This is a genomic window from Pyxidicoccus xibeiensis (assembly GCF_024198175.1).
Lineage (GTDB): Bacteria > Myxococcota > Myxococcia > Myxococcales > Myxococcaceae > Myxococcus > Myxococcus xibeiensis.
Window position 1 is genome coordinate 128,807 of the sequence record NZ_JAJVKV010000019.1, and the last position, 17,268, is coordinate 146,074.

At 71.2% G+C, this 17,268-nt stretch carries 16 protein-coding genes; 11 read left to right on the plus strand and 5 right to left on the minus strand.

Annotated elements, in window-relative coordinates; all coding sequences use genetic code 11:
• Nucleotides 1–64 precede the first annotated feature (64 nt).
• Complete coding sequence (locus LXT23_RS44475) at nucleotides 65–1,285, plus strand: small ribosomal subunit Rsm22 family protein (RefSeq protein ID WP_253986593.1); 1,221 nt, start codon at nucleotides 65–67, stop codon at nucleotides 1,283–1,285.
• A gap of 70 nt (nucleotides 1,286–1,355) precedes the next feature.
• On the opposite strand, the gene LXT23_RS44480 is transcribed toward LXT23_RS44475, so the two are convergent.
• Nucleotides 1,356–1,550 (minus strand): hypothetical protein, encoded by a 195-nt coding sequence (locus tag LXT23_RS44480; protein WP_253986594.1) that lies wholly within the window; start codon nucleotides 1,548–1,550, stop codon nucleotides 1,356–1,358.
• A 260-nt stretch (nucleotides 1,551–1,810) separates the two neighbouring features.
• On the opposite strand from LXT23_RS44480, the gene pip reads away from it, so the two are divergent.
• Nucleotides 1,811–2,779: a prolyl aminopeptidase gene (gene pip / locus LXT23_RS44485; protein ID WP_253986595.1), complete on the plus strand. Its 969-nt coding sequence runs from the start codon at nucleotides 1,811–1,813 to the stop codon at nucleotides 2,777–2,779.
• Nucleotides 2,780–2,826: 47 nt separating this feature from the next.
• Nucleotides 2,827–3,273 (plus strand): DUF697 domain-containing protein, encoded by a 447-nt coding sequence (locus LXT23_RS44490; RefSeq protein WP_253986596.1) that lies wholly within the window; start codon nucleotides 2,827–2,829, stop codon nucleotides 3,271–3,273.
• Here LXT23_RS44490 and LXT23_RS44495 read toward each other — a convergent pair.
• From LXT23_RS44495 to LXT23_RS44505, 3 genes are all read right to left on the minus strand, one after another.
• Nucleotides 3,260–4,108 carry a YhfC family intramembrane metalloprotease gene (locus tag LXT23_RS44495; protein WP_253986597.1) on the minus strand — a complete coding sequence of 283 codons (849 nt, stop codon included), beginning with the start codon at nucleotides 4,106–4,108 and terminating at the stop codon, nucleotides 3,260–3,262. The two genes, LXT23_RS44490 and LXT23_RS44495, sit on opposite strands and share 14 nt — an antisense overlap.
• A gap of 25 nt (nucleotides 4,109–4,133) precedes the next feature.
• Entirely contained in the window at nucleotides 4,134–5,138 is a 1,005-nt protein-coding gene (locus tag LXT23_RS44500; protein ID WP_253986598.1) for an SMP-30/gluconolactonase/LRE family protein, read from the minus strand.
• 106 nt (nucleotides 5,139–5,244) lie between these two features.
• Nucleotides 5,245–6,639, minus strand: a complete 1,395-nt coding sequence (locus LXT23_RS44505) for a M20/M25/M40 family metallo-hydrolase (protein WP_253986599.1) — start codon at nucleotides 6,637–6,639, stop codon at nucleotides 5,245–5,247.
• An 86-nt stretch (nucleotides 6,640–6,725) separates the two neighbouring features.
• On the opposite strand from LXT23_RS44505, the gene LXT23_RS44510 reads away from it, so the two are divergent.
• From LXT23_RS44510 to LXT23_RS44520, 3 genes are all read left to right on the plus strand, one after another.
• Complete coding sequence (locus LXT23_RS44510) at nucleotides 6,726–7,100, plus strand: response regulator (protein WP_253986600.1); 375 nt, start codon at nucleotides 6,726–6,728, stop codon at nucleotides 7,098–7,100.
• Nucleotides 7,101–7,164: 64 nt separating this feature from the next.
• Nucleotides 7,165–8,292 carry a TIGR02266 family protein gene (locus tag LXT23_RS44515; protein ID WP_253986601.1) on the plus strand — a complete coding sequence of 376 codons (1,128 nt, stop codon included), beginning with the start codon at nucleotides 7,165–7,167 and terminating at the stop codon, nucleotides 8,290–8,292.
• A gap of 233 nt (nucleotides 8,293–8,525) precedes the next feature.
• The gene (locus LXT23_RS44520) at nucleotides 8,526–10,157 is read left to right on the plus strand and encodes a sensor histidine kinase (RefSeq protein ID WP_253986602.1); all 1,632 of its coding nucleotides are present in this window, start codon (nucleotides 8,526–8,528) and stop codon (nucleotides 10,155–10,157) included.
• Here LXT23_RS44520 and LXT23_RS44525 read toward each other — a convergent pair.
• Nucleotides 10,135–11,025, minus strand: a complete 891-nt coding sequence (locus LXT23_RS44525) for a ferredoxin reductase domain-containing protein (RefSeq protein WP_253986603.1) — start codon at nucleotides 11,023–11,025, stop codon at nucleotides 10,135–10,137. The genes LXT23_RS44520 and LXT23_RS44525 overlap by 23 nt on opposite strands.
• 327 nt (nucleotides 11,026–11,352) lie before the next feature.
• Here LXT23_RS44525 and LXT23_RS44530 point away from each other — a divergent pair, with 327 nt between their 5' ends.
• The 5 genes from LXT23_RS44530 (at nucleotide 11,353) to LXT23_RS44550 (ending at nucleotide 17,247) form a co-directional block, all read left to right on the plus strand.
• Nucleotides 11,353–12,126, plus strand: a complete 774-nt coding sequence (locus LXT23_RS44530) for a lysophospholipid acyltransferase family protein (RefSeq protein ID WP_323379156.1) — start codon at nucleotides 11,353–11,355, stop codon at nucleotides 12,124–12,126.
• A gap of 100 nt (nucleotides 12,127–12,226) precedes the next feature.
• Nucleotides 12,227–13,144 (plus strand): DUF2381 family protein, encoded by a 918-nt coding sequence (locus tag LXT23_RS44535; RefSeq protein ID WP_253986605.1) that lies wholly within the window; start codon nucleotides 12,227–12,229, stop codon nucleotides 13,142–13,144.
• Between the two features lie 10 nt (nucleotides 13,145–13,154).
• Entirely contained in the window at nucleotides 13,155–13,652 is a 498-nt protein-coding gene (locus LXT23_RS44540) for a serine/threonine protein kinase (RefSeq protein WP_253986606.1), read from the plus strand.
• A 44-nt stretch (nucleotides 13,653–13,696) separates the two neighbouring features.
• Nucleotides 13,697–14,842 (plus strand): THUMP domain-containing class I SAM-dependent RNA methyltransferase, encoded by a 1,146-nt coding sequence (locus tag LXT23_RS44545; RefSeq protein WP_253986607.1) that lies wholly within the window; start codon nucleotides 13,697–13,699, stop codon nucleotides 14,840–14,842.
• A 236-nt stretch (nucleotides 14,843–15,078) separates the two neighbouring features.
• On the plus strand, nucleotides 15,079–17,247 hold the full coding sequence (locus LXT23_RS44550) for a methyl-accepting chemotaxis protein (RefSeq protein WP_253986608.1): 2,169 nt from the start codon (nucleotides 15,079–15,081) through the stop codon (nucleotides 17,245–17,247).
• Nucleotides 17,248–17,268 lie beyond the last annotated feature (21 nt).

A 17,268-nucleotide genomic window follows, 5' to 3' on the forward strand; every position in this document is an offset into this window, starting at 1 on the left:
AATGACAACGGGTTGACGAGGCCGCCCCCGGAAGGCGGCCCCACAGAGTGGAAAGCCTGGTCGGATGAGCAACGCGTACAGCAAGGACCTGGAGCGGTGGATGCCGAGGCTCATCGCCGTGTGGCGCGCCTCGCGCGGCAGGGGCGAAGGGCCGGAGACGCGCCTCACCCCCCAGGAGGTGAAGGAGGTGGCCGCAGGCGTCCGGCAGCTGTCCCTGGGCCTCACCCGGGAGCGGCAGCTGGCCGGCGCGCGCTACATGGACGACCCGCGCCTGCTCGGCGCCTACCTGCTCTTCTACTGGCCGGTGTCCTATGCCCAGGCCCGGCAGGTGCTGGGTGAGCTGCCGAGCCGCCCCCGGCAGGTGCTGGACCTGGGCAGCGGCCCGGGCCCGGTGGCCTTCGCCGCCATGGACGCGGGCGCGGGCGAGGTGACGGCGGCGGACCGCAGCAAGGCCGCCCTCAACCTGGCGCGCAGCCTGGCCACGGAGGCCGGCGAGGCGCTGGCCACCCGGGACTGGGACCCGACGAAGAAGGGCGCGGCGCTGCCGGACGGAAACTTCGACCTCATCACGATGGGCCACGTCATCAACGAGCTGTACGGCACGGGCGAGTCCGCCACGGCCCCGCGCGCGGCGCTGCTGGAGGCGGCGCTGGCGAAGGTGAAGAAGGGCGGCAGCCTGCTGGTGATGGAGCCCGCGCTGCGCGAGACGAGCCGGGGCCTGCTGCACGTGCGCGACGCCATGGTGGAGCGCGGCTACGCGGTGCGCGCGCCGTGCATGTACCGGGGCGCCTGCCCCGCGCTGGTGAAGGAGACGGACTGGTGCCACGCCGAGCGGCCCTGGCCCATGCCCAAGGTGGTGGAGGAGCTGGCGCGCGCGGCGAGCCTCCACAAGGAAGCGCTGAAGATGAGCTACCTGGTGCTGGCGCCCAAGGGCGAGGCGTGGCCGGAGCTCCCGCCGGGGCGGCTGTTCCGCATCGTCTCCGAGCCGCTGGAGGGCAAGGGGCGCAAGCGCTACATCGGCTGCGGCCCGGAGGGCCGCCTGGGCCTGGCGATGCAGGAGCGGCACCAGAACGAGCGCAACGAGCGCTTCCTGCAGCTCAACCGGGGGGACGTCATCTCCGTGACGGAGACGGAGCCCAAGGGTGACGGGCTCGCGCTGGACGACCGCACCGAGGTGCGGATGGTGGCGCCCGCCGGGAAGGGCGTGCCCCCGCCTCCGCCGCCCTCGAAGGAGGACGCGCCGGCAGGCCCGGGAACCAGCCCGAGCCCGGGCACGCCCTCCTGAGACTTCACCGGCCCGCTGGCGACAGGCGGGCCGGGCGCCGTCCCCGGCGCACGGGGCCGGGCCCGCTTCCCTACGGCCGGCTCTGGGCGTAGCCGCCGGTGAGGACGTCCCGCATGTGGCGGAACGCCTTCACGCTGTCCTGCATCGCGCCCACCACGGCCTGGGCCAGGACGGTGACCTCCACGCGCACCAGCCGCAGGCGGCTGGGGGCGGGAGGCGGGGTGCCGCGGTCCTTCGGGGGGTTCATGAGGGAGGCGATGTTCATGGGACGCTCCGGGGGGTGTGAGGCAGGAGCAGTGTCCACAGCCCCCGCAAAGTCGGCGTCGAGCCCCGGCAAACTCGACGTCACATCGGCGGGCCCGTGAGGTCGCTGCTGTCCGCCAGGCTGGAGTCCCGACGGCCGGGCGTCCGGTAACGGACGCCGCCCCACCCCCGGAAGCAAGGCAGCGGGCCCACGAGGCCGGGGACGTGGCGGAGTGCTCTGTTACGTTGAAGGTGACCTCTCCGTCACGGAAAGCGAGTCCCGTGTCCGTCCCGTCCAGGCCCCTGCGTACGCTGTATCCGCCCCTCGAGCCCTACCGCACGGGGCACCTGCGGGTGTCCTCGCGCCACGAGGTGTACTTCGAGGAGTGCGGCAACCCGAAGGGCAAGCCGGTGGTGTTCATCCACGGCGGCCCGGGCGGGGGGACGGACCCGCGGCAGCGGCGCTTCTTCGACCCGAACGCGTACCGCATCGTCCTCTTCGACCAGCGCGGCTGCGGCAGGAGCACGCCCTACGCGAGCCTGGAGGAGAACACCACCTGGGACCTGGTGGCGGACATGGAGCGGCTGCGCGAGCACCTGGGCATCCCGAAGTGGCAGCTCTTCGGCGGCTCGTGGGGCAGCACGCTGGCGCTGGCGTACGCCCAGACGCACCCGGAGCGCGTCACGGAGCTGGTGCTGCGCGGCATCTTCCTCTTGCGCAAGCAGGAGATCGACTGGTTCTACCAGCGCGGCGCGAGCGTCATCTTCCCGGACGCGTGGGAGCACTACCTGGCGCCCATTCCCGAGGAGGAGCGCGCAGACCTGCTGGCGGCGTACGCGCGCCGGCTGATGGGCTCCGACGTGAAGCTCCAGCACGAGGCCGCGCGCGCGTGGAGCGTGTGGGAGGGCCGCACGAGCTGCCTGTACCCCAACCCGGAGCTGGTGGCGCGCAACAGCGGGGACGCCTTCGCGCTCGCGTTCGCCCGCATCGAGTGCCACTACTTCGTCAACCGGGGCTTCCTGCGCAGCGACACGCAGCTGCTCGACGACGTGGCCAGGATTCGCCACCTCCCGGCGGTCATCGTCCAGGGGCGCTACGACGTGGTGTGCCCTCCGGAGAGCGCGTGGGCGCTGCACAAGGCCTGGCCGGAGGCGGAGTTCGTCATCGTCCCGGACGCGGGCCACTCGGCGAACGAGCCGGGCAACACGTCCGCGCTGGTGGAGGCCACCGACAGGTTCCGCGGCCACTGAGCCGGTGGACTACACTGCTCCGGGTCCACAGCCTGGAGGCACAGAGCATGACGGCGGAGAAGGCAGCACGTAGCTGGGTCGAGGAGAGCGCTCTGCGCGCGGCGGGCGCGGCGGCCATTCCCATGCCCGTCCCGGGCGCGCACACCGCGCTCACGTCCGCCATCGAGGCGTACATGATCTTCCACGTGGCGGGCATCTACGGGGAGAAGCTCACCCTGGGGGAGGCACTGGGCCTCATCCCCACGCTGGGCGCCGGCATCGTCGCGCGCAAGGCGGCGTCCACCATCGTCGGGGAGACGGTGGGCCACATCCCCTTTGCCGGCTGGCTCCTCAAGGGCGCCGCCAGCGGTGGCACCGCCTTCGCCATGGGCGTGGCCGCGGTGAGCTACTTCGAGAAGAAGTACCCCGCCCGCGAGGCCGTGCCCTTCGACACCGTGTCCATCAAGGACTGGGTGAAGGCCGCGCTGGCCCACCTGGGCTTCAAGTCGAAGTAGGCGCGGGTGCCGAGGGCAGGCCCTCCGCCTCCGGCTCGCGGGGGCGGAAGCGACGGATGACCCACAGGCCGAGGAGCGCGAACACCGTCAGCGCGCCCTCCGCCACCACGATTCCCGCCGTCTTCCCCAGGGTCTTCTGCGCCAGCAGCCCGCCTCCCACGCCCAGGGCGTTGCTGACCGTATGGCAGCCCACCGCGAGCCAGTACCAGCGCAGGCTGCCTCGGACGAAGCACTGCATCACCAGCACCGACAACGCGACGTGCAGCACCATGGAGCCCGCGCGCTCGTACGCGCCCATCAGCGGCTCCCACCAGCGCACTTGCGCGAAGGTCTCCTTCGCCTTCCGCACCTCCTCCACCACCTCTGGTGGCACCCGCAGCGTGGACGGGTCCAGCGCGGACAGCGCGAACATGTTGATGAGCCCCAGCGCCGCCAGGCCGCCAATCAGCAGCGCGGACTCCAGCCCGCCGTGGCCCACGCCGTAGCCCACCGCGTCCCGCCAGCGCCGGAAGTCCTTCAGCGGCCCCCGGAATATCCACAGCCGCGCCGTCTCCTCGAAGAGGCCGGCGGTGAGCGAGAGCACGACCACCCACGCCGCCATGAGCGCCGGGGAGGCCTTCAGCTCGTCGCGCAGGACAAACTGGAGCCCCTGCACCAGCGGCACCCGCGTGAAGAGCTGGGACAGGGCGAAGCCCAGCGCGCCCCAGGTCACCACCTTCCACGCCACGCCCAGCCGGCGGCGGGCCCACAGCGCCACCACCACCGGCATCAGCACATCGAAGGCAATGGCCGCCACGAAGCCAGCCACCACGCCTGCATCCACGCCCCCCGTCATGGGTCGTTCCTCCTCTCCGGAGGAACTACCTAAGCCAGATGCGCGTCACGACAAAAGGCACATCCGCCGGGGTGCGGTCGATGCCGAAGAAGTGGTCGAACTGGGACTCGACGACGAAGGCGTCCCCGTCATGCAGCGCCACCGTGGTGGGGTTGTCCAGGCCCGTGGCCAGCAGCGTCACCGCCGCCGTGTCGCCGGACAGCTCCAGCTTCAGGAACTTGCCGTTGTCGTTGTCCACCACCAGCAGCACGCCCGGGGACTGGAAGAGGATGCCGTCCGGCATGCCGATGGGCGCGTTGGGGACAAGCTTCGTGATGGCGCCGGCCGCCCCGCCCGCCTGGATGGCGATGCGGAACAGCTCGCCGCTGTCGTACTTCGCGACGTAGAGCGCGCCGCCGTCCCAGGCCACGCCATTGAGGCCGGGCCAGCCGGGGGGCGCCATGAAGGCCGGGTCCGTCGCCCACGCCTCCAGCGCCGAGCCACCGCGCTTCAGCCGGCGCACCACGCCCAGGTACGTGTCGGTGACATAGACGTTGCCCTGCGCGTCCAACGCCACGTCGTTGCAGCCACCGCCCAGGGGCAGCGGCCACGCGCCCCGCGCCGCGCCGGTGCGCGAGTCATACGCCTTGAGGTTGTCGGGCGTGGCCTGTGTCAGGTCCAGCTCGCACAGCCACAGCGTCCGCGTCGCGTCCTCCACCTTCATGCCGGCGATGGCGCGCCCGCTGGCGGGGAGGAACGGCTCCACGAAGGGCCAGCCCGGGCGCTGCCGCACGACGCGGCCGTCGGAGTAGCTGCCCACGTAGAACGTGCCGTCCGCCGCGTGCGCCACGCCCTCGGGGAAGAAGTTCTTGAGGGGGATGCGCAGCTTGTCCGGGTAGCGGAGGTTCGCCCCGCCCAGTGAGGCCTCCACCGTGCCCGTGGGATTCGCGGCCCGTGCCTCGGGCACGCTGCCCTTCGCGACATCTCCCGTACAGCCCCACAGCGAGCACACCACCAGCATCGCGGCCCTGCGCCGAGCAGTCCCGAACATGTCGCATCCCCTTTTGAGTGTGAGCAGCCCGTGCCTCCCGGCCGGGCCACGCGCACTTCAACGAGAAAGGAAGACCGAAATATCGGCCGCACCGCTGAGCCGGACTTCAGCGGCCCGCGAGCGCGGTGGCCAGCTCCTCGTAGAGGTGGATGGCACTGCGGATGGACTTCTCCCAGTCGCCCAGGTGCAGGCTCTCGTTCTCCGAGTGGGCGTACGTGTACGGGTCCTCCACGCCGATGAGCAGCGCGGGCACACCGCCCAGCTCGCGCGCGAAGGGCTCCACGAAGGGAATGGACGCGCCGCAGCCGATGGCCACCGCCTTGCCACCGTAGCCCTTCTCCAGCGCGCGGAAGGCCGCCTGGAACGCGGGGTGCGAAGGGTCCGTGTACCACCAGCCGGACGCGCCCTCCGTGTGGAAGCCCAGCTCCAGCCCCCACGGGCACACCTTGCGCAGGTGCGCCATCAGCCGCTGCTCCACGTCGCGCGGCTCCAGGTCCGGGACGATGCGGATGCCCACGCGCGCCCACGCCACGTCGCAGATGATGTTGCGCGCGTCCTTGCGGCTGCTGGCCTGGATGGCGTTGATGGCGATGCTCGGCTGGCGCCAGTTCATCTCCCACGGGTGCTGCCCGCCGCCCAGCACCTGCGCGCCCGGGAGCAGGCCCACCTGCTCGCGGAAGTAGGCCTCGTCACCCGGCAGCGACTGGATGCTGGCGCGCTCCGCCGCCGTCAGCGGCCGCACCTTCTCCTGGATGCCTTCAATGGCGATGGAGCCATCCGCGTGCGTCAGCGTGGCCAGCATCCGGCATAGCGCCATGACGGGGTCCGGCACCGGCCCGCCCCACATGCCCGAGTGCACCGCCTGCTTCAGCGCCCGCACCTCCACGTCCACCGTGACGAGCCCCCGCAGCGCGGTGGTGATGGACGGCAGGCCGGTGTCGAAGTTGGACGTGTCCGTGAGGACGATGGCGTCCGCCTTCAGCAGCGCCGCGTGCTTCTGCAGGAAGGCGGAGAGGTGGTTGCTGCCTACCTCCTCCTCGCCCTCGATGATGACCTTCACGTTGAGCGGCAGGCGGCCCGCCCCCTTCAGCCACGCCTCCACCGCCGACGTGTGCACGACGATGCCCGCCTTGTCGTCCGCCGAGCCGCGGCCATACAGCCGGCCGTCCCGCTCCACCGGCTCGAAGGGCGGGCTCTTCCACGCCGCCGCGTCCCCCGCCGGCTGCACGTCATGGTGCGCATAGAGCAGCAGCGTGGGCTTGCCTGGTGCCCTGAGCACCTCTCCATAGACGTATGGGTGCGCCCCCTCGATTTCGAGGAGCTGAACGTTTTCAAACCCACGGTCCTTCAAGAGCTTCGCGGTGGCGTCCGCGCTGCGTCGGACCTCGGTCGGGTCGAATCCAGGGAATGAGACACTGGGAATCCTCACGAGGGCCTTGAGGTCCTCGAGGTAGGCGTGCTTCTGGGACTCGAAGTGGAAGAGTGCCTTGTCGGTGGACATAGATGGGCCCCGCATAGCCCAAAAGGCAGGCAGGCGCCGCACGTCACCCGCGCGGATGTTCCGAGGTCCGCGTATCATGCGGCGCCATGCCTGAAACCCCGACCCTGCTGCTCGTGGACGACGACAGCTTCGTGCGCCGCATCCTCAAGGACGTCATCGCCGAGACAGGCATCGAGCTGCGCCTGCTCGAGGCCGCGGACGGAGAAGAAGGCCTGGCGGTGGCCGCGCGCGAGAAGCCCGCGGTGATGTTCCTGGACCTGTTCATGCCGAAGAAGAGCGGGCTGGAGGTGCTGGGGGCCATCAAGGCCGTGTCGCCGGCGACGCGCGTGCTGGTCATCAGCAGCATGGACGCCGAGCCCGTGGTGGAGCAGGCCATGGCCGCTGGCGCCGTGGGCTTCGTGGGCAAGCCCTTCCACCCGCTGGAAATCGCCTCGGCCGTGCGCCAGGCGCTGGCTCACTGATTCACGGGGTGTCTGCGTGTCGTCTCCTGCTGTTGGCTACTGGGTAGCGGACAACCTTGGACGTGTGCTGGGTCCCCTGGCGCTCCAGGCCCTGAGAGAGCTGATTGCCTCCGGCCGGCTGAAGGCCGCCGTGCGGGCCTCGCGTGACGGGACGAACTGGGTGGCCCTCCAGGAGCTGCCCGAGCTGAGCGACCTGTTCGCCGCCGCGCGTCCGACGCAGTCCGTGGAGCAGCAGCAGGCCGAGCGCCTGCGCACGCAGCTGCGCGGCCTGCAGAACCTGCCGGCCCACGAGCTGTTCGGCATCAAGCCGCACGCCAGCCTGGACGAGCTGCGGCTGGCGTACTTCCGCATGGCGAAGCGCTTCACGCCAGACCACCTGGCCCCGGACACGCACCCGGAGCTGCGCAAGGTGTCGGCGGAGATCTTCGACTTCCTCTCGCGCCGCATGCGCGAGGCGGAGGCCCTCTACACGCAGAGCGCGGCGCAGCAGCCCCGCGCGGCCCCGCCCCGGCTGGACATGAATGGCGCCCTGCCCCCGGCGCCGCCCATCGCCCCCACCGCGCCTCCGGTGGCGCCCGTGGCCCCTCCCGTCGCACAGGTGCGCCCGCCCCCCGTGGCTCCTCCGGCCGCTCCGGCCATGCCGCCCCGGCCGCCGCCGGTGGTGCACACCGCGCCCGCCGCTCCGGCCATGCCGCCCCGGCCGCCGCCGGTGATGCACGCGGCGCCCATGGCCGCGCGCGCCCCCGTCGCGCCTCCACCGCCCGTGTCGCGGCCCGCTCCGGCGCCGCCTCCGCCCGCGCCGTCCGTGCGCAAGGCGACCACCGCGCCCACCTACTCCAGCGCGGAGTTCGTGGGCCTGGAGCGCCGCTCGGATGACCGCATCCATGCGGACGTGAAGGTCACGCTGCAGAATGCCGGCATCTTCACCGACCACCGCATCATCAACCTGTCCTCGGGCGGACTGTTCATTGCCACGGACAAGCCGCTGCGGCTGGGGACCCTGGTGGAGCTGACGCTCCGCTTCGACGAGCCGCAGCGGGTGATGACGCTGCGCAGCTCCGTCATCTGGGAGAACTCCCTGGAGGACGGAAAGAACCCGCGGGGCTACGGCCTGCGGCTGAGCCACCTGCGCGCGGAGGAGAAGGAGTTCATCCAGAAGTACCTCACGCGCGCCAAGCCCGCGAAGAAGTAGCGACTAGAGCAGCTGACCGAGGAACACCGCTCCCGTCATCACGAAGGCGGCCATCACCGCCATCACCGCCTTCAGCTCCAGGTCATCGCGGTCCATCACGCTCAAGAAGTTCATTGTCGTTACCTCCGGTCAGCCCACTCCCTGATCCATACGGGCGTGCGGGATGAGCCATTGCACACCCCCTCCGGTGGGTCCCAGATGCCCGCTTGCGGACGCTCGGGACGCCCCACAGGATGGCGGCCGTGTCCAACGCCTTCGCCGACTACCGGCTGCTCGAAGGGCTGCCCATTCCCGCCGCTGTCACCCGTGGAGAGCAGGTGCTCAGCGCCAACCCGGCGCTCGCGGCCCTGCTGGGCATTCCGCTCGCGGAGCTGCTGTCCACCCCGACCTCGGGGCTCATCTCACGCTTCGTCCCCAGGGAGCAGGCCTGGGTGGAGCCGATGTACGAGGCGATGACGCGGGGAGGGCCACGTCCGGAGCGGCCGGTCTGGATGCGCCTCCGCCGGGCAGACGGGCAGGAGTGCACCCTCTCGCTGCACTATGCGCCCGGCTTCAGCCCGGAAGATAGCGTGGTGCTCATGATGGACGCGGAGGGAGAGGACTCCGTCCGGCGGCTCACCGAGGCGCTGGTGACGGCCGCCGGGGAGATGATGCGGTGCCGCGACGAGCAGGCGGTGCTGGAGACGGCCGTGGAGGCGGTGCACCAGCAGGGCTTCTATGTGTCGGTGCTGCGGCTGGAAGGGGACGTGTTCCGGCACGGGCCCATGCGGCAGGAGCCCGCTGGCGTGGCCGCGGCGGAGCAGCTCTACGGGATGCCCATGGGCGACGTGCGCATCCCCATCTCCACCGTGCCGCACTTCCAGGAGGTGCTCGAGCGGCGCAAGGCGGCCTTCCACCAGGACATGTTCAGCGTGGTGAAGCGCATCCACCCGCCGGAGGTGTTCGCGAAAATCCAGCAGCTGTACCCGCCGGACTCACGAGGCCTGGACGCGCCCCTGCTCGTGGAGGGCCGGCCCTACGGCCTGCTCTCCGTGCAGGGCACGGCGCTCACCCCGGCGAGCGCGGGCACGCTGGAGCTGTTCGCGCGGCTGGTGGGCAGCGCGCTGGAGAACGTGCGCAACCACCAGATGTCGGCGGTGCGGTTGGACCAGCTGTCGCGGCTGCAGGACGAGCTGGTGGCGAACGAGCGGCTGACGGTGCTGGGCGAGGCGGCCGGCGTGGTGGCCCACGAGGTGCGCAACCCGCTGGGCGCCATCCTCAACGCGGTGGCGGTGCTGCGGCGCGAGGCGCACCTGGGCCCCACCGGCCAGGCCGCGGTGGGCATGCTGGAGGAGGAGGTCATCCGGCTGGAGGACATCGTCAAGGACCTGCTGGACGTGGTGCGCCCGCTGGAGCCGCGTCCCCGGCCGGTGCAGCTGGGCGAGCTGGTGCGCCGTGCGCTGGGGCAGCTGCACGGGGCTCCGGACGCACCCACCCTGCGCTTCACGGTGAACGAGGCGCCGGACACGCCCTCCATCGAGGGCGACGAGCTGCTGCTCCAGCTGGCGGTGACGCACCTGGTGCGCAACGCGGTGCAGGCGTCTCCCACCGGCGGCAGCGTGCGGATGTCGGTGGAGCGCTCGAAGGCCGGAGGCGTGTGCCTGGTGGTGGAGGACGAGGGGCCCGGCATCCCCAACGTGGCCCCCCAGCGCATCTTCGAGCCCTTCTTCCTCACGCGCGCCAACGGCCGCGGGCTGGGGCTGGCCATCGTCCGGCGCGTGGTGCTGGCGCACGGTGGCACCGTGCGGGCCAGCGGCAGGCACGGCGGCGGGGCCCGCTTCGAGGTGGTGCTGCCAGCGGAGCCTACCCGTAGGTCTCCCGCTTGATGCGCTTGTCCGCGAGGCCCAGCGCATGGAGGTGGCCGAGCACCGTCTCCATGAAGCGCGGCGTGGCGGGCGTGCGCGTCTCCAGCGCCTTGCGCCGGTCCCACGGCGTAATCGCCGGGCCGCACGCGTAGACGAGGCAGGTGTCCCGGTCCGGAATCAGCTCCTCCAGCAGGGCCTGGCCCACGCGGCCCTTGCGCACCGCGGGGCCGAAGCGGGCCTCGTCCGTCTCGCGGGTGAGGGTGTGCACCACGCGCACGAGGTCCGGGTGGGCGCGCTCCAGGGCGGCCAGCTCGTCGCCGTAGAGCACGTCGCCCCACGTCTTGCTGGAGAAGAGGAAGGTGTGGCGCAGCTTCAGGCCGCGGTGGAGCGCGTCCTTGAGGATGGCGAAGTTGGGCACCGCGCCGGAGCCGGCCACCAGGTGGACGATGTGCCCGGTGCGCTGCTCCACGTCCTCCGGCAGGACGTACGGCCCCATGAAGCCCAGCACCTTGAGGCGCGCGCCGGTGAGCCGGCCGTGCACGAGGTAGGGGGACAGGAGCGGCGGGTACCGGGTGAGGCCGGGGATGAACTCCTCGTCCTTGACGGTGATGGCCACCAGCGGCTCGTGGGGCGCGGAGGCCAGCGAGTAGGAGCGCTGCGGCTCCTTGCGGCCCTTCTGCTCCTGGAGGTAGGCGGACAGGCGCCCGAGTGCGGGGAACTGGTGCGGGTCGAGGTTGAGGAACTGCCCGGCCTTGTAGTCGAGCGGGACGCCGCCGAAGTCGAGGAAGAGCGTGGCCGTGTCGTGCGTGTCCATCCGCACGCTGGCGACCGTGACTTCGTACTCGACGGGCTTCCTGCTGCGCGAGGGGCTGGCTTCGACGGCGCTCATGCTCTGTTCCCTTAGCGCAACCCGCGCCCTCTCGCCGATGGCTTTGCGCCGTCACCTGTTCGTGGCCGGCGCCGACCCGGGCGGGTCGGGTACCCTGGCAGGCGCAGGAGTGCTCCCGTCCGGCAGTCGGTCCGGAGCGTTGGCTGTACGACGGCCTGCCCGGCAGGCGGGGTGGCGTGCCGCGTCAGGGCTGACGGGCGGCACGGGGCGGGACTACATCTTCTGGCGGTGGGTAGCGGTGCTGGGGCCCCGGCACCAACGCTCGGACGCGGGGGCTCCGGGCGGGCCATGCTCCCCACCCGTTCCCTGGCAGGAGGCGACACCCGCGTGCTGCGCATCCTCTTCTATCTGATGGCCAAGCTTCCGGAGGGCGCCCGCCGCCACGTGGTGCGCGCGCTGATGGACACGGTGTGGGACGTGCTGGCGGAGGAGGAGGTGGAGGGCCGGGACAACATTCCGGACGAGCCCTGCCTCTTCATCGCCAACCACCTGTCCAACGCGGACGGCTTCACGCTGGACCGGGCCTTCCGTCCCAGGAAGGTCATCTTCCTGGCGGGCGTGAAGCTGCAGGGCACGACGATGACACGGCTGGCGTCGGAGGTGATGGACACCATCGCCATCAAGCCCAACTCGGCGGACATCGAGGCCATGCGGCGGGCGGTGGAGACGCTCAAGGGTGGCGACTCGGTGCTCATCTTCCCGGAGGGCGCGCGCAGCCGCACGGGCGAGCTGCTGCAGGCGAAGAAGGGCGTGTCGCTGATTGCCAAGCGCGCGGGCGTGCCCGTGGTGCCGGTGGCGCTGCGGGGCACGGAGAAGCTGATGCCCATCAACGACCAGGACATGGGTGGGGAGCGGCTGTACCGCGCCCGCGTCCTGGTGCGCTTCGGCAAGCCGTTCCGCGTGGAGGACCTGGAGGCGGAGGCGGCCGGGGCGCAGGACGCGCGCCAGGGGCTGGTGGACGCGATGATGCGCCGGGTGGCGGAGCTGCTGCCGCCCGAGTACCGCGGCGTCTACGCGGACGCCCCGCTCCAGGCGGCCCCGGGCCCGCGTAGCCAGCGGCGGGGACTGGAGCCCGAGCAGCCCTCCGCGCCCGCGCCGTGAGCGAAGGGCGTCCTCCTTCGCTCAGAGGGTGGCAGGACCGCCACCTGCCGCCTTGATGGGTATGGACTGAGGCGCCCATGCTGGTAGGTTCTCCGCCACCATGTGGCGTCCCCTCCCTCATTGGCTCGTCGTGCTGTTCCTCCTGGTCGCCTTCACGGCGTCAGCACGGGAACGCGAGTCCGCCGCCGTCAGGACCCTCCTCATCTCCGACCATCCGGCACAGGAGGCACATCGGGTCTCCGTGAGCGGGCAGGTCGCCACGGTCCTCAGGTTCGATCAGGCCTGCGACGCCGCACGGACCCGACTCCTGGGCTGGGAAGGCCGGTTCGAGCCTCCCGCCGTCATGGGAAAGCTCGTGGTGGTCGTGCCGCTGCGCGACCTCGCGGAAGACGAGCGAGTCCCATTGCTCGTCACACTCGCGGACGGGACGGAGTTCCCGTTCCTGTTGGGGCCGCCACGTGAAGGCCAACGCGTGGACCAGCAGGTGAACGTGTTCAAGGACCGCAAGAGCTACAATGCGGTGCTCTCGTCGCTGTACGACGCGCTCGGTCGAGAGCGAATCCTGGTGAAAGAGAACGAGCGCTTTCGGAAGGAGGAGACATCACCCGACCACGCCCTGGCCGCACTGCTGGCCTCGGGCGCCGTGACGCAGACCCCGTTCCGTCCAATTCGAACCTGGCTGTTCAAGGAGGACGACGCTGACATCCACATCGTTGCCTACTCTGGCAGGTTGAAGGCTGCGGTCCTCGTCACCCTCCGGAATCACGACCCCAAGCGCCCCTGGCGCTTGAAGGAAGCCCGCCTCATGACCACGCCAGGAGGCGAGACGCGCACCGTCGCCATCCGGGCGACCCACTCCTCGATTCCACCCCGTGAGGAAGGTCGGCTCGCCTTCATCGTAGACAAGGAAGCGTTCGTGGACGCGGGGAAGCCCACGCAACTGGCGCTGGAGCTCGTCCGTCACGACGGTCTGCGGCAGGCCCTCGTCGTGCTGGATCCCCGGCTCGCGCGAGAGTAGGAGCCAGGGCATGACGGATTCGAGATTCACCCACCTGTGCTTCGCGGTCCTGCTTGCGACGTCCGCCGGCTGCACTGCGACTGGCCCGGGTGGAGTGGCCCTCCGACCCGATGGGACACCTGGCTCCGAGAAGTGTCCGGAAGAAGCCCTCAAGGCGATGCGCTACCTGCGCGCGCGGGTCGGCGACGGTGCATCTGTCGAGCTCGACGCGAACCAGGACGACGCCCGTCCCATCACTCTCTATGACGGCCTCGTCGAGAGCGTTCTGTTTGGCGAGCTCGGGACGCTCGGGACCGGCACCCGGCTCTATGGGCGGGTCTGGACGGGAGGTCCGCAGGTCGTCATCCGTTACTACGAGGCCCATCCGCTTGACGGAGACAAGGTCCCCATCTGCGCGGTGGCGAGATTGTCCAAGGGGCAGCTCAGGAAGCTGCATGAGTCGAAGCCCGGCATGGCCCTCCTCGAGTTCTCCACCGCAGGGGTATTCATCGTGGACGAGTTCCGGTGAAGCGACGTTGCGTCCGGTCTTGGTAAGCGGGCAATGATCTCCCTGTGACGAGCCCCCCTCCGAAGGTCGAACAGCTCTACGTGTCCACCCTGCCCGGGCTGGAGCTCGCGCTGGAGGCAGAAGCGTCCGCGCTGGGCTGGAAGCCGCGCCGCGCAGAGGGCGGCGTGGAGCTGGAAGGCCCGGCGGGGCTGCACCAGGAGGCCAACCTACGCCTGCGTACCGCCAGCCGCGTGCTGCTGCGCGTGGGCACCTTCCGCGCGGGAGACTCGGACACGCTGGCCGAGCACCTGGGCGCGATGGACTTGTCGCGCCTCTGGGATGGGCGCACGCCGCCGAAGCTGTCGGTGAGCCTGCACCGCTCGCGGGTGCCGGGCGCGGACGTGGTGTTCTCCGCGGCGGCCTATGCGTGGGGCCTTCCCTCGGTGGAGCAGGCCGGGGCGCTCGAGGAAGAGGGCAGCGGCCCGGGCCTCACGTTGCTGGTGCGCGTGGAGGGGGACGTCTTCACCGTGAGTGCCGACACCAGCGGCGAGCCCCTGCACCGGCGCGGCTACCGACAGGAGGTGAGCCGCGCGCCCCTGCGCGAGACGCTGGCGGCCGGCATCCTCCGGCTGGCGGGGTACGACGGCGCGGAGCCCCTGGTGGACCCGATGTGCGGCTCGGGCACATTCCTCATCGAGGGGGCGTGGATGTCCATGAACCGGGCGCCGGGGCTGACGCGCGCCTTCGCTTTCGAGTCTTTCCCCGGCTTCGACGCGGAGGCCTGGGCCCGGCGCAAGGCACAGGCCGAGGCCGACGCCCTCCCCGCGCCCCGGGCGGTGATTCATGGCCATGACATCAACGCGGGCTCGCTGGGCACGGCGCGGCGCAATGCCCGGCGTGCCGGGGTGACGCTCGCGCTGGAGCGCAAGGACGTGCGCACGCTGACGGCGCCCTCCCCCGGCCCCGGGCTGGTGGTGGCCAATCCGCCCTATGGCAAGCGCGTGGGAGAGGCCGAGGACCTGCCTGGCCTCTACCGCGCGCTGGGCGCCACGCTGCGCCGCGGTTTCGCGGGCTGGCGCGCGGCCGTCATCCTCCCGGACGACACGGCGCTGGTGAAGGCGTTGGACCTGCCCGGCGCCAGGAGCCTCCCCGTGCGCAACGGAGGGCTCCGGTGCCGGCTGCTGCTCACGGACGCCGCCAGCACTTCGTAGCAGCCGATGAACGCCTGCCAGGCGTGTGTCTTTGTTTCAGCTCTTCCAGCTTTTACCGAGCCTGTTACAACTGTGTATCAATACGGCGGACCTGGGAACCCGGGCAGGCAACCTCAGCGTCAGGATTGACCTCGTGATAACTCGGTAAGCCCTGTATCGCGCCCGGCGGCACAGCGGGCGAGGCATCAGGGACCCATTTTACAGACGGCCCCGAGGCGCTGGAGCATCTGCGTCACATGGGTCTCTCCCGCGTCCTCGTTTCCAACCTCATCCGCAGGCCCACTCCCTCCAGGAACACCCCGTCGGGCCGCGTCTCACGGCTCGCGGCGCTGGGCTCCGCGCTGCTCTTCGTCCTCGCACTGGCGCCCGCCGCGCATGCGGAGCCGAGCCGGGCCACGGTGCCCGCGCTCGAGGGGTGGCGCTACCGCTGGGGTGACTCCCCCCTCGGTCCCGACGGCATGCCCACGTGGGCGAAGGGCGCGAAGGCGACGGAGGGCTGGCAGGCCATGGAGGCGCTCAAGGAGCCGCCGGGCCGCGGGAAGAACACGCTGCTCTGGGTGAGCATCCCCGTGCCCGCGGGCACATGGCTGGAGCCCGCTCTCTTCCTGGGCAACGTCGCCACCGCCTTCGAGGTGTACGCCGACGGCCAGCGCATCTACGCGAGCGGGAAGCTGAATCCCGCTGGCAAGGAGTCGATGGAAGGCATGAGCTGGCACCTGGTGCCGCTGCCGCTCTCGTCCGTGGACCGGCAGGTGCTGCTGCGCATCCAGGGGAGCGGGCCCGCCATCGGCGTCACGCGCGGGGCGCGGGTGGGCGCTCGCCATGAGCTGCGCGCGGAGGCGACGCGCAAGGGCCTGGCGCCCTTCGTCATGGGGGCGCTGCTGGTGGCCATCGGCGTGTTGACCCTGGGCGCGGCCCTCCTGCGCCGCCAGCGGCGGCTGCTCGTGCCGCTGGCCGTCTTCGCCCTGGGCTCGGGCGTGATGCAGTTTGGCGCCAGCGGGCTGTTCCTGGCGCTCTGGGACAAGCCCTCCCTCAGCGGCGTCTTCACGCTGCTGGGCTCGCATTGCCTCCTGCCCAGCCTGGCGTGGTTCATCTCGGATACCACCCGAGAGGGGGAGCTGCGCTGGTTCCGCCGGTTCGCGGCCGTGGTCTGCGTTCCGGCCGTCCTCCAGTGCGTCCTCGTGCTCATGGACCTGAGCGCCGCCTATCAGGTGATGATGTCCCTGCTCGGCTACACGCTCCCCTCGCTGCTGCTCTGCTTCGGCGTCGCGACCGTCCTGGCGTGGCGGGGGGACCCGGACGCCCGCATCTTCGTCACCGGGCTCGCCATCCTCTTCTTCCTCATCATGCTCAGCACGCTCCCCCTGCTCGGCCTGGCGGAGACCATCGACAGCCAGGTCCACTGGGGCTTCCTGGCCCTCACGGGGTCGCTGGTGGGCATCGTCGCGCGCCGCTCCTCGGTGGTGATGCGCTCGCTGGCGGTGCACGGCCAGCAGCTCGACGCGCGGCGCAAGGAGGTGCACCAGCTGGCCCAGCGCATGGGCAGCGGCGCCGATGAGCTCGCCGCCGTGGTGCAGCAGCTGCGCACCACCAGCGAGGAGCAGACCGCCGGCATCAGCCGCCAGGCGACGGCGCTCCAGCAGCTGGAGCAGACCGTGCAGGAAATCCGTCAGGGCTCCCAGGTGACGGCCGAAAAGGCCCGGCTGCTCGCGGAGTCCGCGGAGACGGCCGAGCAGGTGGGCCGCGAGGGCGGCGCGGCCCTGGAACGCACGCTGGTGGACCTCGCGGCCATCCGCACCGAGGTATCGGAGATGGCCGCGCGCATCCTCACGCTCGACGGGCGCACCCGCGAGGTGTCCGGCATCGTCGACGACGTGAAGACGCTGGCGGACCAGTCCAACATGCTGGCCATCAACGCCGCCATCGAGGCGGTGCGCAACGGCGACAGCGGCAAGGGCTTCGGCGTGGTGGCGCGCGAGATGCGCAGCCTGGCGGACCAGTCCATCCGGGCCACCCAGCGCATCCGCGACGTGCTGGACGGCGTGAGCGCCAGCATGCGTGACACGGCGAAGCTGAGCGAGCAGGGCGAGCAGCGGGTCCAGGTGAGCCTGAACGCGGTGCGCGACTCCGGTGCCCAGCTGCAGAAGCTGTCCAGCCTCGTCAGCGACACCGGCGGCAACGTCCGGCAGATCTCCGCCGCGGTGGCCCAGCAGGACGTGGGCACCTACCAGATTGCCCAGGCCATCCAGGAGCTGTCCAGGCAGATGCAGCGCACGCTGAAGGTCGTCGAGGAGACGCAGACCGTCACCCGCTCCGTCCAGACGCTGGCGGAGAGCATGTCGGGCGTCGCCAGCAAGGCGCTCCAGTCCGGCATGCTGGACGACCTGAGGCGCGCGACCGCGTAGCCCCCGCCTTCAACTCCAACA

Excerpts from the sequence above, each read along its gene's own strand:
- LXT23_RS44475 (WP_253986593.1), top strand. The coding sequence starts at position 65 with ATGAGCAACGCGTACAGCAAGGACCTGGAGCGGTGGATGCCGAGGCTC.
- LXT23_RS44480 (WP_253986594.1), bottom strand. The coding sequence starts at position 1,550 with ATGAACATCGCCTCCCTCATGAACCCCCCGAAGGACCGCGGCACCCCG.
- LXT23_RS44490 (WP_253986596.1), top strand. The coding sequence starts at position 2,827 with ATGACGGCGGAGAAGGCAGCACGTAGCTGGGTCGAGGAGAGCGCTCTG.
- LXT23_RS44495 (WP_253986597.1), bottom strand. The coding sequence starts at position 4,108 with ATGACGGGGGGCGTGGATGCAGGCGTGGTGGCTGGCTTCGTGGCGGCC.
- LXT23_RS44500 (WP_253986598.1), bottom strand. The coding sequence starts at position 5,138 with ATGTTCGGGACTGCTCGGCGCAGGGCCGCGATGCTGGTGGTGTGCTCG.
- LXT23_RS44505 (WP_253986599.1), bottom strand. The coding sequence starts at position 6,639 with ATGTCCACCGACAAGGCACTCTTCCACTTCGAGTCCCAGAAGCACGCC.
- LXT23_RS44510 (WP_253986600.1), top strand. The coding sequence starts at position 6,726 with ATGCCTGAAACCCCGACCCTGCTGCTCGTGGACGACGACAGCTTCGTG.
- LXT23_RS44520 (WP_253986602.1), top strand. The coding sequence starts at position 8,526 with ATGGCGGCCGTGTCCAACGCCTTCGCCGACTACCGGCTGCTCGAAGGG.
- LXT23_RS44525 (WP_253986603.1), bottom strand. The coding sequence starts at position 11,025 with ATGAGCGCCGTCGAAGCCAGCCCCTCGCGCAGCAGGAAGCCCGTCGAG.
- LXT23_RS44535 (WP_253986605.1), top strand. The coding sequence starts at position 12,227 with ATGTGGCGTCCCCTCCCTCATTGGCTCGTCGTGCTGTTCCTCCTGGTC.
- LXT23_RS44540 (WP_253986606.1), top strand. The coding sequence starts at position 13,155 with ATGACGGATTCGAGATTCACCCACCTGTGCTTCGCGGTCCTGCTTGCG.
- LXT23_RS44550 (WP_253986608.1), top strand. The coding sequence starts at position 15,079 with ATGGGTCTCTCCCGCGTCCTCGTTTCCAACCTCATCCGCAGGCCCACT.